Below are 14298 nucleotides of genomic sequence, written 5' to 3' on the forward strand. Positions count from 1 at the left end.
TTAGTACTTCTTGTGAAGGTTTAGTACTTTCTGTGGCTATTCTTTAGCACTTTCTGTGGTCGTCCTATGGACCCCGTACCTTGCCCGCCTCAGCATCGCATACTGCGCATAATGTATATTATGTTAAATAGGATATGCGTCAGGCGACATCAAAATCTTTTTAGGCTCATTCCGTATCCCGTTCCCTGATTCATCCACTCACACATAAGTTACAGCCCAACTGGCGCGGCCAAGCTCGGTGGCGCGAGTAACTTCAGATTCGGGAACCACTGTCAGGTCACCCAGCTCCCGCCGATCGTAATGAAATACGCACAGGCGCGAAGCGAACTCAGCGAACGGTAGTGAGGCTTCGCCACGGCGTTCACCATTACTCTGGGTCGAGCAGATAATACCCTGGCCCCAATTCTGGCCGCTGTCAGCGGGTTGCGGATGGATGACCGGTATGTTGCCGTTGTAGTAAGGGTGATAAGACGCATAAAAATGGCGGATAAATTCCTCGTAGTCATGGATTTTCCCGGTCTCCCGGCTAATGACACTCAGAAAGCCATGTCCCACCCACCAGCCATACATTTCCGGGTTGATCCAGCGATGCAGGTCGTCGTCGCGGATTCCGCACAATCGCCCCATTTCTCCATAAATGCGATCAAGATGTGGTGTCAGAATCAATGAAACCGGGTCGACATCGATTGGAGGTGTTTTCGCGAGGCCTGCTTCCAGGTATTGCGAGGTAATAGTTTGCCCTTCGAATCGCATAATGACATCGTCATCTCGGGCCGCCCAGGCCACGAGCTGCAACAGAAAGTCGGCGTCGTTGAAGGACCACATGGAAAGGCCGATCACCGACTGGCATGTCGGGTTATTACCCTGGCCCACACCTAACGGTTGGCCTAGAAGGCTCAGCACACCGGCCAGCAGATACAGTCGCGGAGGAAGCGCATCGCCGAAAACCGAACGTAGTCGGTCAGATGCCGCCGGGCACAATTTCAGTTCGAGTTGTCGCCACAGGCCTGCCGCCACTGGAGGTGTAAACAGAGCCCCCCGTTCAAGAAACATGGCCAGACCGTAGACGGCCTGGCTGGTTTCCGGGTGAATGACCTGGTCAATCAGTTCGAGCACGATCTGACTGTAGCATTGGAGCACATCGTTGCCGGTAATACTCAGGCCCAAAGCCACCGGTATCAGATCATCCCTGTGTCCCCGCAGGTGTCTCAGCAACATGGGATGATAAGGGGAAACCATGCCCGTCTCATGCATCGCACTGGCAAAGCCTTGCGCTTCTGCAGATAGCGCGGTTTCGTCCATGGAGGCCAAGCGTTCGCCGTACATCGCGAAACCCGGATCGTCGCGGCACCCTTTGGTTGGACCAAACAAGGCACTGACAAGCCGCGCGGCTTTGTGCATCCCCGAGGTTTCGATTTCCGGATCAAACAGGCACTTGGCAATCTGACTCACCATCTGCTTGATGCTGTCCAGGATGGCAGGCTGGTCCCAGTCACTTCTGGCAAATACGCCCGTGGCCTCTATCTCCGGTACTCGGACGTATAGCGCGTCCAGCCCGCCGGGCGCCTCCATAACGTGAAGTGAGGTTTCCAGAACCTCGGTGTTGCGCGCTGCGGGGTCGCTCTGGCGAGCAATCGTAAGCCTCTGCAAGGCTTCGTCAAACGTTGCAACAGAGGGGCTGGCAGCTAATTCAGATCCGGGCAAAGTCGATACCTTATTTGTTTACGAAACAGACTGTTCGGAGTCTCTCAAAGATGCTCCCAAGGGAATTCGGATGCAAATGATTCCGGGTCTTTCGTTTCCATTTGTAACCAAACCGACTATGTTGATAGGTGGGATTCGGGTGACTGGCTATATCCTGCTTGGTGAGAAATTCTCGAACTCAGGTGCTTCGCCTCGCTCCGGCTTCACTCAATCCCCCATAAACGACACTGCCTGAAGGCTCAGGTTACCTGGTGCGCTCCAAAGTCTGCGCAGTTTGTCTGGGTAAACCAGCAAGGAGAACATCGAATGTCGATATCATCAGAAAAGCAAATGCCCGAAGCGGTAGTAGCCTGGCGCGATCCTGAAATGGACTCGGTCAAAGGAACCGAGACGCCGAAGGATCCGAATAAAGGCTACATAGCCCTCCTTGGCTGGAGCGTGAATGCGATCAAGGCTGCACAGAAGTTTGACCGCCGCTATATCGTTGTGGCTCCGGAATGGGCTGCGGATTTCTGTACCGCAAACAACATACCCTTCATTCCGTGGGATTTTATCCGTCTGAATGACAGGTCCATGGAGATTGCCGAAACGCTGAAGGCGGAAGGCGTCGATGTCGCCATCCCGCTGTTCGAAGAGACCGTTGAATGGTCCGGTGCCATCAACTCTGTCCTGCTCGACAGCCCCCGTATGTACGGGCAATCGATTCTGTTCCGAGACAAGGCTCTGATGAAGCGTCGTGCGCAACTTGGCGGTATTCGCGTCGGGATTTTCGAGGAAGCCCACGAGAAGGAAGACATCGTCCGGTTCATGAAGCGCGTTAACCAGACACTGCTCAAGCTTGATGGTGATCCCGACGACCCGATTCACGTCAAGGCATTCGACAAGGCCGGTTGTCTCGGCCACCGAATGATCCGCACGTTAGAAGAAATTGATCAGATTCCTGACGAGGAATATCCCCTCCTGATGGAAAGCCACTTGAGTGGTTGGGAATTTGCCGTTGAGGCCTGGATCCACGATGGCAAAATCAAGTTTCTCAACATTTCAGAGTATGTAACGCTGGGCTACTCGGTGTTCGTGCCTGCTACGAAAGAACTCGAGAGCTGGCGCAACGCGATCACCAAGCAGATCGAATTGCTGATCAAAACCTTTGATATCAAGTTCGGCCTGATTCATCCCGAGTACTTTGTGACTGCAGACGGCGAAATGTACTTTGGTGAGGTTGCCTACCGCCCGCCTGGATTCAAGGCCTTCGAGCTCATCGAGATGGCCTACGGCTTCAACGCCTATCAGGCATCGATGCTGGTATTCGATCCCAAAAGCACGAAAGAGGAAGTGGATGCATTTTTCCCTCGCGAAGTGGTCGACGCGAAAGGCTACGCAGGTTGCTTCGGTGTGTATCCGCGCCGTCGTGTAGTCAGCAAACTGCAAATGCCCAAAGAAACGATTGAGCATCCCTATTTCGTGTCTCACGAATTGCATGAGCCGACTGAAGAGACCGTTCCTGACCGGTCAGCCTTCGGTACTCATTGGGGCCTGATCTTCTTTTTCGGTGACGACCCCATCAAGATGCGGGACTTGCTGAAGGCTCAGGAGGACCTGGATTTCTACGTGTAAGCTAAAAACAATTTAGTTCCAGAAAATGTATGCCAGGGCTCCTGACGGGCCTGGCATACATTTCATCATCTTCTTCTCGCTACAATAGCCACACTTGTTGGTCTACATTTACTGATGAGGTGGCAGTATTGGTCTAAACCAGTGGTAGTAATCTCGAACGATAAACTAAGGATTGAACGAGAGGAAGCCGATATGAAAAGGATAATCGTATCAACTGCGCTTGCAAGCTGCCTCTGCCTCGGCGCTATAACGGCGCAGGCAGAATCCCATGGAAAAAGCACCATGCAACTGGCTGAAGAAAAGCAGTGCATGGCTTGTCACACCACCAGTGAAGAGCTTCCCCGGGCGCCCGGGTTTCCGAGTATCGCCCAGAAGTATACCAAGTCCGATGCGGACAGGCTGGTTCAGGTTGTTATGAAAGGTGGTGAAGCACACTGGGGTTCTGCAAAAATGCCTGAAATGGATGCTCGTGCTGAAGTCAGTGAGGAAGAGGCAAGGAAATTGGTGAACTGGATTCTGGACATGCGCGAAGAAAAAATGTGAAAGTCCAGGAACTATTTTAATGAAATCAGGCCGGTGGCAATCTCATTGCTCCGGCCTGCACCTTCGCTCAGTAGCTTTGATTGAAGATCAGAAATACTCGAATTCCAGATCCTGATAAACGCGCCCCGCATTCTTGCCCGCAAGCTCTTCGAAGGTGTCGAGGTAGGACCATTGGGACTGGTCAATCTGATAGGCATCGTCCAGCCCACCGCCCTGCTCCAGAATTTCAATCACAGCGTTACGCAGGAACACCAGATAGCCTCGGGTTTCTTCGGTAACCACATCCATGGTGGTTGGCTTACCATGGCCGGGAATCACAATGTCCGGGTCCAGTAGCGCAGTCATCTTGTCGAAAGACTCGACCCATGAGCCGGTATCCGTATCCTCAAACACGGCCAGTAAGCGCTGGTGGAAGCCGAGGTCGCCGGTAATCAGCAGTTTTTCCCCGGGAATCCAGAGGGCCAGATCACCCGGCGAATGGCCCGGTCCAAAATAGTGAAGCTCGATCTTTACGTCGCCCATGTCGAGATCGTATCGATTTTCGAACCCGATATCTGGCACGGCAACGTATGTGCCTTCGGCTTTATCCTTGTTACGGCGCTGCATGGAGGCCAGTTTGGCTTCACCCTGGTGTTCGAATTCAGCGATTGCCTCGTTCTGGGCAATGATCGCAACGCCCTGGTCGCGCCAGTAACTGTTGCCCAGCATCGAGTGGCCCTGGGCATTTTCATTGACCACGTATTTCACGTCTTTGTCTGTGATGCTGCGAATGGAATTGTGAAAGGACTTGGCCAGCAGGTAGCTGTCACCGCCATTAAACACCACCACACCCTTCTCCGTGATAATGAAACTGAGATTGTTGTTGTGGCCGTGGTTTTCGTAGGTCCCCGGTGCAGTGGCACCTATGGCTGAGTACACCCGGTCCGTTACCCTGGTAAGTTCCAGTTGCTCCGGAATGCCATTGCTTGCAGCAACAAGCCCGGGAACTATCAATAAAGCCAGAAACAGTCCTCGAAAACCCATGGTTATATTCCTTCTTTCGAACACATCATTCCGAATGGCGACGCTATTCCGGCTTTCTGAAAACCGCCTCGGATAACGCCGAATCATCAGGCAGTCCAACGATCTTGTGTATTTCTCCACCCGGGTCTTTGTAGAAAACCGATGGTGTTGCTCCGACGAACAGGCTTTCCATCAGGCGGTTATTGTCTTGGACCAGTTGTCGCAGGTTCTGCGGAACATTCTCTTCGGACTCCAACCAATCTCTCGGGAACTGGCTGTCATGGAATTCAAGCTTCCTGACCGGATCCTCCGCCCCGAGTACACCGGCCGCCTTGGCCAGACTTGAGGGTTGTATGATGCCGACCATGATGTGCCGCAACTCTATGCCCCGCTCCAGAAAAGGCTGAGCCTTCTCCCGGAACACCACACAGTAGCCGCAGTTGGGATCTGAAAAGACATAGACAATACGTTTGGCGTCACTGGGTCCTTCTGGCACCCAGGCCGCATCCGCCAGTTTTTGCCAGGCACCGGTCAAATCAGGTTTGGGAAGCCAGTTTCTGAGGTGGTCGGCGCTAAGGTCCTGGCCAAAACCATCCACCATCTTGCCAATGACGATGTGTTCGCCATCCGGCATCAGGTAAAGAGAAACCGGATGACCGTTCCTGCGGCCGACAAAGCCTTTCAATCCGCCCGGCGCATCAAAGCTGGCTTCTACCTTGAGCCCTTCCTCCACAAGTACCTGGACAGCGTCTGGATACGCCGCCAAAGCGATCGAGGGGAGCAGGAATAAAGCGGAAACGACTTTAAGAATAGGTCCTAGCATATTGAATCCAAGGCTTTTCGACTACAAATTAAAAAGACGCCATTTCCAGATCCATTTCCACTGCGGCAACGCCTGCCAGTGCACAGTTTTCATCCGTCTCACCGGAAGGTGCGCCACTCACGCCGACACCACCGACCGTTTCACCACTCGCCTGGATGGGAACCCCCCCGGCCGAGAGCAGAACCTTCTCGAGTTTGCCGACGGAAAACGGACCGGTAAAACGGTCCTCCATGGAAGAGGTCGTACTGGAAAAGGTCATGGCGGTGTAGGCCTTCCGGTAGCTGACTTCAAGGGACAAATCCATGGCAAGGACATCCCGCAACACCACCTGAGGATGCCCGCCCCGGTCCACGACCGTGACCGAGACCTGAACGCCCTGCTCCCGGCAAGTGTCGATCGCGGTTTTCGCGATGGTCAGGGCGGTGTCCATGGAGAGTTTCTTGATCTCCAGCATCACTGGCTGGTCGCTGTCCTGTGCACTGGTAATTCCACTGGCAGCAAGGGCTGAGACGAACATCAGGGAATTTGACAATTTGGTCTTCATGGCACATTTCCTTTATGAGGCCAGACGATCATGGGCGAACGAGAACATAGCCTGCCTCGACTTCGTCCAGGATATGGGCAACCCCCACGTCGACCGGAATGCTTTCAGGATGGAGAGCCGGACGATTTCCCGTATCTCTCTCGATGGTATTGATGGTGTTCATACACACGGAGAAGCGGATGCCCTGGGCCATGAGGCTGCTGATCCTTTCTCGACGGCTGTTATCTGCGTACAGCAGGCGCACGCCTGGCCCGAATGTGGTTATCTCGATATCAATCGCGTCCGGGCCATAATATTCCAGCAGGTTGGCAGCCACACTGAGCACCTTGTTCTGCTTCTCCTCCTCGCCATCACTCAGTTGAAGGAGCAGGAATTTCTCGGCAAAAGGCTTACTCTCGCTCATCGGTTCCGCGTGAAGGGCGCCTGCCGCTGCCAGCAACGCCAGGCTTAGCAGCGCCACCATGGATCCGGAAAAGAGATTCCTGTTCATCACCTATCCTGCATAGTCTTCAAGCCCCGGATTGCCCGCTACATTCTTGAGGGCCGGTGTGTTGAACTTGTTGATCCTTACTGTCTTCTCCGACCTCAGGTAGTCAGCAACAACGTCCCAGATTGGTCGGCCGGGAGCCCGCGAGTTCACGGTGGCCCAGCCAGCGACCTTATACATCTTGTTGGCTTCTATTCTCTCACCGTTATCCAGACGCATATCCGAGATCCGGCCGTTCATGCTGCCGGTTGGATCACAGGTGTAGTCCATGCCTCCAACCCGCACCATGTCACCGCCCTGCTGGTAGTAAGGATCCTTGTTAAACAGGTTGTCAGCCACATCCTCCATGATCAGCTTGAGGTCCGCGCCGGACATTTCCCGGACATAGGTTTCGGGGTAGGTTATGGCCGTGGCGTTCATAACATCGTCCATGGTAATGGACTCACCCGGAAGAACCGTCGTGCCCCAACGGAAGCCTGGTGATAGGGAGATCTGGGCATCAAGCACCTTTCTCTGGGCGTCACAGATCACCTGGTCCATGGTGCCGTTGAAGTTGCCCCGGCGATAAAGCAGTTCGTCGGCGACAGCCAGTTTTTCACCGAGCTTGTCCATGTAAGGTGCCCGGACTTCGTCAATGAAACTGGTCATGGTCGGATCGGGTTTGATCAGATCGGAAAAGACCGGCAACAGTTTGTATTCGTAGCCCCGGACACCGTTATTGCCAATATCCAGATCCAGGACCGCGACATATTTACCATTTGTGCCAGCATTGCTTACAAGGGTTTTTCCGCCCGGATTTGTCACTTCAGTGGGTTGCGGGACCGCGTCATGGGTGTGGCCACCGAGAATGGCATCAATCCCGGTCACGCGGCTCGCCATTTTCAGGTCTACATCCATGCCATTGTGGGAAAGGACCACCACCGCATTAACCTTTTCCTTCTCCCGAATTTCGTTAACCAGCGCCTGCATTTCGGTTTCCCGGATCCCAAAACGCCAGTCAGGGATGAAATAGGATGGATTGGCAATCGGTGTGTAGGGGAATGCCTGGCCAATGATAGCAATGCGCTTCCCACCCAGCTCCCGGATGGTGTAAGGCTTGAAAACACGACCACTCATTTCGTCATAGGATTCCGCTCCCATGAACAGGGCTTCTTCCGAGAGAAAAACGTTCTGGGCAAGAAATTCGCCCTTGAAGGAACTGATGTTCTTGCGAATCTGCTCTTCGGGATAGGTGAATTCCCAGTGCCCGGTAAGGATGTCGATGCCAAGACGGTTGCTGGCTTCCACCATATCCTCGCCCTGGGTCCAGAATGCGGTGCCGGATCCCTGCCACAGATCGCCGCCGTCAAGCAGCAGGGAGTTGCCGGCGCCGGCCTGCTCCCGGAGCTGATCGATGAGAGTTTTCAGATGGGCAAAACCGCCCAACTTTCCGTATTCCTGTGCCGCTTCGGTGTAATTCAGATAAGTGAATGCGTGGGAGCGCCGGGTGTCTAAGGGAACTCCGAAATGATCCAGAAAGTGCGTTCCGACCAGGTGTGGAACCCTGCCCTTGCTGGGGCCAACACCCAGGTTCACGTTGGGTTCGCGGAAATGAACCGGGGACAACTGGGCATGAATATCGGTGAGATGAAGCAATCGGGCATTGCCGAACTTCGGTGCGTCGTACAACCCCTCGCCACCTTTTGCCAAAGCAAGTTTCGGAGCAAGACCGGCAATGGCTGCCGCCTGCATGGCCATAAGGAAGTCTCTGCGGGAAATTGTCACTGCACTCTCCTTTCTTTGTCGTTATTGGAGTCATCCGGCTTCCCCGGTTCCGTGCCGGGAAAGCCGGTCAGGTTCTGCGTACAGGGTCAATTTCCTATGGCGACGTTGCGCCAGACCTCCTGTTGCTGTTGACGCTGTGCGACGGATTCTTTGGCGAGATTCAGCGCCTCCCGGGCCATGGAACTGGCCTTGTCGAAGTCGCCGTTTTCGGCAGCAGACTTTGCAGCCTTCAACCGGTCCGAGGTGACGGTCCACTGGAAAGTGCCAGCGTCCTCATGGGTGCTTTGGGCTTTCGAGTAGACGCCATTGAAGTCCTCTTTGGGGCCAGCCTGGGCAGCCACCGGTGCGGACAGTGCAAGCGAGATACCGATTGTCAGTAAAGGCTTGTTCATTGCGATTCTCCCTCTCCATTGCTGACTACGGCCGGGTTGCCGGTCCGACAACTGGCAGACCATTGCTCATGTAGGTCAGGAAGTACTCGAGATTCCGGTATTCCTCACTCTGGGCTGGCAGCGGTTCTGCCCGGACATTGTTATTGCAGCCTGCAAACCGGCGATGCAGGGTGCCCAGCTCGCCCCATTTCGAACGGTGTACCGGGAAGTTTGCCGGTTGACCCAACGCCGGCGACAGAAAGTCCGCTCGAATCCATTTGCCCGGATTCTGGACATGGCAACTTGCACACGAGAAATTCAGCTGCCCCCGTCGGCTATAATAGAATTCCTTACCGTCCTGATAGGCGGCAATGGCATCGGGATCGTCCGGAACCTTGATATTGATGGGCTTGCCTTGGGAAGTGGATGCCATGTAAGCGGAAATTGACGCGATATCCCCTTTCTTCCATCTCAGGGGCTCCTCACCATTGGCTTCGCGACAGCGATTTATGGCGAGCTCAAGAGTGATAACTTCGTTCTTCTCCGTGTCGAAGTACGGATAGTTCTGCCGGATCCCGATGCCACCGTTTTCGAAACAGCTGGCGTAGGTCTTGCCATTGGCAAACGGGGTCTCGAACATCTCCTGCCCCTCCGCAACCGCAAATTCATAGGGCGGGAAATCCTGCATGGATTCCCACTGGCTGCGGCGGTCTTCGTTCAGCGCGTACTGGCCGTTCACGAAGTCCTCGAAAGGGACTTTCGGGAACATTTGCTTGAAGTATTCAACCGCTTCCTTCCGGTCTTCTTCCGGTGTCGAACCCGCCAATGCCTGGGGCACTACCAGTGCCGCTCCGAGAGCGACCAGAATGATTTTCGCTTTCAGCATGTCCAATCCTCCTCTTCGGCGGTTCAGGATGATCCTGCCCGCCGACAATCTTCAGGCGATCGTTGCGGTGGTTGAATCGCTTTGACCCTCGTTATCGATCCAGCTGATGGTGAGCTCGTCACCTTTTTTGGCCCCTTTGAATCGACACTCCAGGAACGGATCCTTGGATACCGCCGGGCCCCACTCGGCAACAAATACGTCCTTGCCGTTATGGGAAACGGTCAGGACCTGGATGAAATGGGCAGGAATAACATTGCCCGCTGAATCCTTTACAAACCCTGAGTCCATAGGGTGTCGAACCAGGGCTTTCAGCGATGTCACACCGCCATTCTCTACTGCACGAACTCTGATACTGGACGCCATTGTTCTTCTCCTGTCCGGTTGGCTGTTAGCCGCCGCAGCCGCCAACGGTAACTTTCACGTTCTGGGTTGCCTTGTAGGCTTTGCCATCTGAAATCACGACTGCCACCACATCTGTCGTTTCCGCCATCTTCAGGCGGTTCGAAACAAATGGCAGTGTGCCTTCCGGAATTTGAAAAGAGGCCGCCAGTGCATTGGGGTTCTTGGCGACCAGCAAGGCAATGCCGGTTACGTTCGGAAGCGTGGTCTCAACGGTCACCGGTACTACTGCGCCGTTCTGGGCAATAGTTGGCAGGTCCATAGTGATCTGGTCAGATTCCGTGGCCTCCATCCCGTAGAGTTCGGCAATGGTTTCATCAACCCCCGGCGTCTTGAACGCCTTCTGTGGCCAGCTGGACGCATCAGGGGCAGTCGCAGCCTCAACACGCAACGGCACGATGCCGGAACCCAACGCAAAGCCGGCAACGCCTGCGCCCAGCATCCCCTTTAAAAAACCTCTTCGCCTTTGGTCAGTCACGGTAACTTCTCCTCCGCAGTTAGAGCGTATACAGGTAATCAACAATCCGGTTTATTTCTGGTTTGCTCAGGATCATGTGTCTTCCGAATGGCGGCATCACCGTTGTCGGATTGAACTGGGTTTCGTCCCAGATTCGTTTGAACAGCATCTCCCGGTCCGGATAACGAGTCTTCATGTCCGCCAATTCCGGCCCGATGTTGCCGGTCAGTTTGCCGTCATCCATCTGGTGGCAGGCCAGGCAATTGCCATCCTTCCGGCTAAAAGCGAGTTCCTTTCCCCGGTCAATATCAGCCTGGGTCGGTTCAGCGAACACTGGCGCAGTTGCACTCAGTGCGAGTGTGGTCAAGCACACTGAAATTAAGCCTTTTCGCATCACGCAGTCCTCCTCGGCACGCGTTGTGGAGCCTTGTGCTCCGGATCAGCCTTCACTGTGTTATCCCCTCGTCGAGGGGGCCGGTGGTGCTTGGTGTCAGGTTCTTGCCCGCCGCCGAATCGGAAACGGTTGCCTGCTCTTTGCAATTCTTCATGCAGCGCTCGTTGTTCACGACCGGCCGCGGATCTTCCCAGGTGAAGTTATCGTGATTGGGCATCACCACCTTTGGCAGCGTTTCCTTATTTGCGACGAAGTCCCCGTCGACGATGTAATTGAGATTCAGCACGTAGGCAGTAAGTGCATAAACCTGGTCATCGGTCAGGGATTGGGGGGCATAAAAGGGCATCGCCCGGTGAATGTAGTCCCAGAGGGTAGAGGCGTAGGGCCAGAAACTTCCCACTGTTTTTTCCGGGCGGTCCTCGGTAAGGCTGCCCTCCCCGCCCGAAAGCTTGGGATAGCGCCCCATGCCTTCACCAAATGAACCATGGCACGACGAACATTGCGTCTCGAAAATGGCCATGCCTTCGTCGACAGTTCCGCTGCCTTCGGGGAGGCCCATTCCGTCAGGGCGCACATCGATGTTCCAGGCCGCAATCTGTTTATCGGTCGCGGGTTCACCGTACCCGTAGTAGCCGGTCTGTTCGGCAGCAACAAAGAAAGGCACCGATGCCAGAAAAACGCCGCAGCAGGTACTGGCAATCAGGCGCGGCGATTTATGAAAGCTGAACATTGACCACACTCCCGTCTGCGTTGACTTGCCAGGTCTGGATCGAGTTCTTGTGATAGATTGAGTTGGTCCCACGAGCCTGTATGAGCTGAGCCAGCGTTGGCTGCACATACCCGGTTTCATCTACCACCCGCGATTGCAGCAAGGCAGGGTTGCCGTCCCACTTCCACTCAAGGGAGAACCGGGTCAGCGATTTCGACATGACCGGTTCCCGCAATTGCGCCTGCTGCCAGTTCTGACCACCATCAACCGACACATCGACCGCTTTCACTTTGCCGCGGCCGCTCCACGCCAGTCCTTCAATCTGGTGGATGCCCTTGCCAGTCAACGGCATTTCGGGGCACGGCGATGTGATAACCGACTTAGCTTCCATCACCCAGGTGAAGCCATGGGCTGTGCCGTCCGGCATCAGGTCGGTGTACTTGGATGTTTCCTCACGCTGCATCCACGGCTTATCGCCCACTTCCAGCCGGCGCAGCCACTTCACATGGGTATTACCTTCCCAGCCCGGCACCACCAGGCGGACTGGGTAGCCCTGCTCTCGCCGCAGCGCCTCACCGTTCTGGGCATAAGCCACAATGACATCATCAAGGGCTTTCTCGAGAGGAATACTCCGGGTCATGGCGGCACCGTCTGCGCCTTCGGCCAACAACCACTTACCTTCGGGACTGATGCCGACTTCCTGCAGAAGCGTGGAGAGTCGTACACCGGTCCACTCGGCGCAGCTCACCATTCCGTGCAGGAACTGGAGGGAATTGAGCTGGGCACCACGCCATTCCATGCCACCGTTGGCCGGACATTCGATAAAGTTAATCTGCGAAACGCTGGGAAAACGCTGTAGATCCTCCATGGAGAGAATGATCGGGCGCTCCACAAGGCCATGAATCATCAGGCGGTGTTGCTGAGGGTCGATTTCCGGTCGGCCAGCATGATGGCGCTCAAAGAACAGACCGTTTGGAGTGATGATGCCTTTCAGGTGTTGAAGGGGTGCAAAGCTGATTGACGACACTTTGTCGGCGGTCAACCAGGGTACGTTCCGGCGGATTACCTCCTTTTCGAATGGGGATGGGACTCCGTAAGGATCAGTAACCACACCCGCCCCGAGAGTTCGGGTCCATGGCGGAATCTCGGGGGGATACTGTGTCGCCGCCAGGGCTTTCGGCGCGATGCCCGCGAGGGCGCCTCCCACCATGGCTCCACCGGCCGTGAACAGGCCGCTTCTGAGAAAACGTCTGCGTTCTGCAGAGGGTAAGCGTTCTGACTCTTCCAGGGCCACTTTGGACATATCCTGGTTGAGTCGGCGGAGTTTGCCGAGCATATTGTTTTTCTCCTCCTTCGATACCCTCTCGGGGCAGTCGGCCGATAGTCAGTACGGGTCTGACAGGCGGTCTTGTTGTTTATGTTATAAGGATATAACTTATTTATAGCCCGCTCGCTGTCAGGTTACAAGGGGTTTTTGAATCCGGATTCACCCGGTCTTCGTTGGAAAAGCCATCATTTGAATACCGTTGAATTGACGTAACACACGGCCACGACAGGCACTTACAGACCCGGGGAAAAACAAAAGTAGAGGCCCAAATGAGAGCGAAAAAATTTGTAATCAGTATCAGATCTGCCGGAATGGCTGCCGCACTACTGACTGGTTCAGGAGCGCTGGCGGCGGAATCATCGCCGGGCTATGCCCCGCTCTCGATTCCCTTTGAGGCAGAGCCGGTGAGTGCGGAGAACGTCTATTATTTTTCTGGCCAGTCAGGGGTGCCGGCTAAGCAGAATGAAGGCTTTACAGCCAATGCCGGATTTGTAATTACCGGGGAAGGTGTAGTCGTGTTCGATGCCTTGGGAACGCCAAGCCTAGGTGCGGCAATGGTCGATAAAATTCGCGAATTGACAGAATTACCCATCACTCATGTTGTGATCAGTCATTATCACGCAGATCACGTATACGGTCTTCAGGCCTTTAGGGAACTGACCAAAGCGAAGGTCATCGCCCAGGAAAAATCCACTCTCTACATCAACAGTCCGGATGCAGGGCAACGCCTGGAACAGCGTAAACAGGCGCTCTCACCCTGGGTAGATGACAACACCACGGTAATACCTCCTGACGTTACCTTCGAGGACGAAATGGCGCTGGATTCCGGTAATTACCGGTTCCGTATCGTCCATGCAGGACCCGCTCATTCACCGGATGACAGCCTGATGATGGTGGAGCCTGCCGGCGTTCTGTTTTCCGGCGATATTATCCAGAACGAACGAGTTCCGTTCCTCGCCAGCGCCGAAGTGGACACCGAGAACTGGATGAGGGCCATCGGGAAAGTCAGGGAACTGAACCCCCGGATCCTGATTCCCGGCCACGGCAAGGCATCGGAAAATGCTATGGCCGCCCTCACTTTCACCTATGACTATCTGGCGTACGTCAGGGACCGCATGAGCACCGCTGTTGAGGCGTGGATCGAGTTCGAAGATGCCTATGAACAAACGGACTGGTCCCGCTACGAAAACCTGCCGGCATTCGAGGCGTCCAACAAGGCGAACGCCTATCGTGTTTACCTCGAAATGGAAAAAGCGGCACTGGGCGGGGGTTAG

At 54.8% G+C, this 14298-nt stretch carries 16 protein-coding genes; 3 read left to right on the forward strand and 13 right to left on the reverse strand.

All coding sequences use genetic code 11. The annotated features are described in order from the left end of the window. Window positions 1-198 precede the first annotated feature (198 nt). On the reverse strand, window positions 199-1704 hold the full coding sequence (locus ACN0XM_RS09085; protein WP_417566622.1) for a hypothetical protein: 1506 nt from the start codon (window positions 1702-1704) through the stop codon (window positions 199-201). A 306-nt stretch (window positions 1705-2010) separates the two neighbouring features. Here ACN0XM_RS09085 and ACN0XM_RS09090 point away from each other — a divergent pair, with 306 nt between their 5' ends. After that, window positions 2011-3318 carry a carboxylate--amine ligase gene (locus ACN0XM_RS09090; protein ID WP_417566623.1) on the forward strand — a complete coding sequence of 436 codons (1308 nt, stop codon included), beginning with the start codon at window positions 2011-2013 and terminating at the stop codon, window positions 3316-3318. 282 nt (window positions 3319-3600) lie between these two features. After that, window positions 3601-3861, forward strand: a complete 261-nt coding sequence (locus ACN0XM_RS09095; protein ID WP_417566624.1) for a c-type cytochrome — start codon at window positions 3601-3603, stop codon at window positions 3859-3861. Between the two features lie 87 nt (window positions 3862-3948). Here the strand turns inward: ACN0XM_RS09095 and ACN0XM_RS09100 are convergent, their stop codons facing one another. The 12 genes from ACN0XM_RS09100 to soxC all read right to left on the reverse strand — a co-directional run bounded on the left by ACN0XM_RS09100 (window position 3949) and on the right by soxC (window position 13033). Next, entirely contained in the window at window positions 3949-4884 is a 936-nt protein-coding gene (locus ACN0XM_RS09100; RefSeq protein ID WP_417566625.1) for an MBL fold metallo-hydrolase, read from the reverse strand. A gap of 43 nt (window positions 4885-4927) precedes the next feature. Next, window positions 4928-5686, reverse strand: coding sequence for a thiol:disulfide interchange protein DsbG (gene dsbG, locus ACN0XM_RS09105; protein ID WP_417566626.1), 759 nt, complete (start codon window positions 5684-5686; stop codon window positions 4928-4930). 28 nt (window positions 5687-5714) lie between these two features. Then, the gene (locus ACN0XM_RS09110) at window positions 5715-6230 is read right to left on the reverse strand and encodes a GlcG/HbpS family heme-binding protein (RefSeq protein ID WP_417566627.1); all 516 of its coding nucleotides are present in this window, start codon (window positions 6228-6230) and stop codon (window positions 5715-5717) included. 28 nt (window positions 6231-6258) lie between these two features. Continuing rightward, window positions 6259-6720: a hypothetical protein gene (locus ACN0XM_RS09115; RefSeq protein ID WP_417566628.1), complete on the reverse strand. Its 462-nt coding sequence runs from the start codon at window positions 6718-6720 to the stop codon at window positions 6259-6261. A 3-nt stretch (window positions 6721-6723) separates the two neighbouring features. Further along, window positions 6724-8481, reverse strand: coding sequence for a thiosulfohydrolase SoxB (soxB, locus tag ACN0XM_RS09120; protein WP_417566629.1), 1758 nt, complete (start codon window positions 8479-8481; stop codon window positions 6724-6726). A gap of 86 nt (window positions 8482-8567) precedes the next feature. Then, window positions 8568-8873, reverse strand: a complete 306-nt coding sequence (locus ACN0XM_RS09125; RefSeq protein WP_417566630.1) for a hypothetical protein — start codon at window positions 8871-8873, stop codon at window positions 8568-8570. A gap of 25 nt (window positions 8874-8898) precedes the next feature. Further along, window positions 8899-9738, reverse strand: a complete 840-nt coding sequence (gene soxA, locus ACN0XM_RS09130) for a sulfur oxidation c-type cytochrome SoxA (protein WP_417566631.1) — start codon at window positions 9736-9738, stop codon at window positions 8899-8901. A gap of 51 nt (window positions 9739-9789) precedes the next feature. Beyond that, the gene (soxZ, locus tag ACN0XM_RS09135) at window positions 9790-10101 is read right to left on the reverse strand and encodes a thiosulfate oxidation carrier complex protein SoxZ (protein ID WP_417566632.1); all 312 of its coding nucleotides are present in this window, start codon (window positions 10099-10101) and stop codon (window positions 9790-9792) included. A 25-nt stretch (window positions 10102-10126) separates the two neighbouring features. Next, window positions 10127-10615: a thiosulfate oxidation carrier protein SoxY gene (gene soxY, locus ACN0XM_RS09140; RefSeq protein ID WP_417566633.1), complete on the reverse strand. Its 489-nt coding sequence runs from the start codon at window positions 10613-10615 to the stop codon at window positions 10127-10129. 19 nt (window positions 10616-10634) lie between these two features. Further along, a complete protein-coding gene (gene soxX / locus ACN0XM_RS09145; RefSeq protein WP_417566634.1) occupies window positions 10635-10988 on the reverse strand; it encodes a sulfur oxidation c-type cytochrome SoxX in 354 nt (117 codons plus the stop codon). Between the two features lie 52 nt (window positions 10989-11040). Next, complete coding sequence (locus ACN0XM_RS09150) at window positions 11041-11718, reverse strand: c-type cytochrome (RefSeq protein ID WP_417566635.1); 678 nt, start codon at window positions 11716-11718, stop codon at window positions 11041-11043. Continuing rightward, window positions 11702-13033 carry a sulfite dehydrogenase gene (gene soxC, locus ACN0XM_RS09155; RefSeq protein WP_417566636.1) on the reverse strand — a complete coding sequence of 444 codons (1332 nt, stop codon included), beginning with the start codon at window positions 13031-13033 and terminating at the stop codon, window positions 11702-11704. Before soxC ends, ACN0XM_RS09150 begins: the two co-directional genes overlap by 17 nt. A gap of 302 nt (window positions 13034-13335) precedes the next feature. Here soxC and ACN0XM_RS09160 point away from each other — a divergent pair, with 302 nt between their 5' ends. Continuing rightward, complete coding sequence (locus tag ACN0XM_RS09160; protein WP_417566637.1) at window positions 13336-14298, forward strand: MBL fold metallo-hydrolase; 963 nt, start codon at window positions 13336-13338, stop codon at window positions 14296-14298.

Origin of the sequence: Marinobacter sp. (genome assembly GCF_048269445.1) — a bacterium.
GTDB lineage: Bacteria > Pseudomonadota > Gammaproteobacteria > Pseudomonadales > Oleiphilaceae > Marinobacter.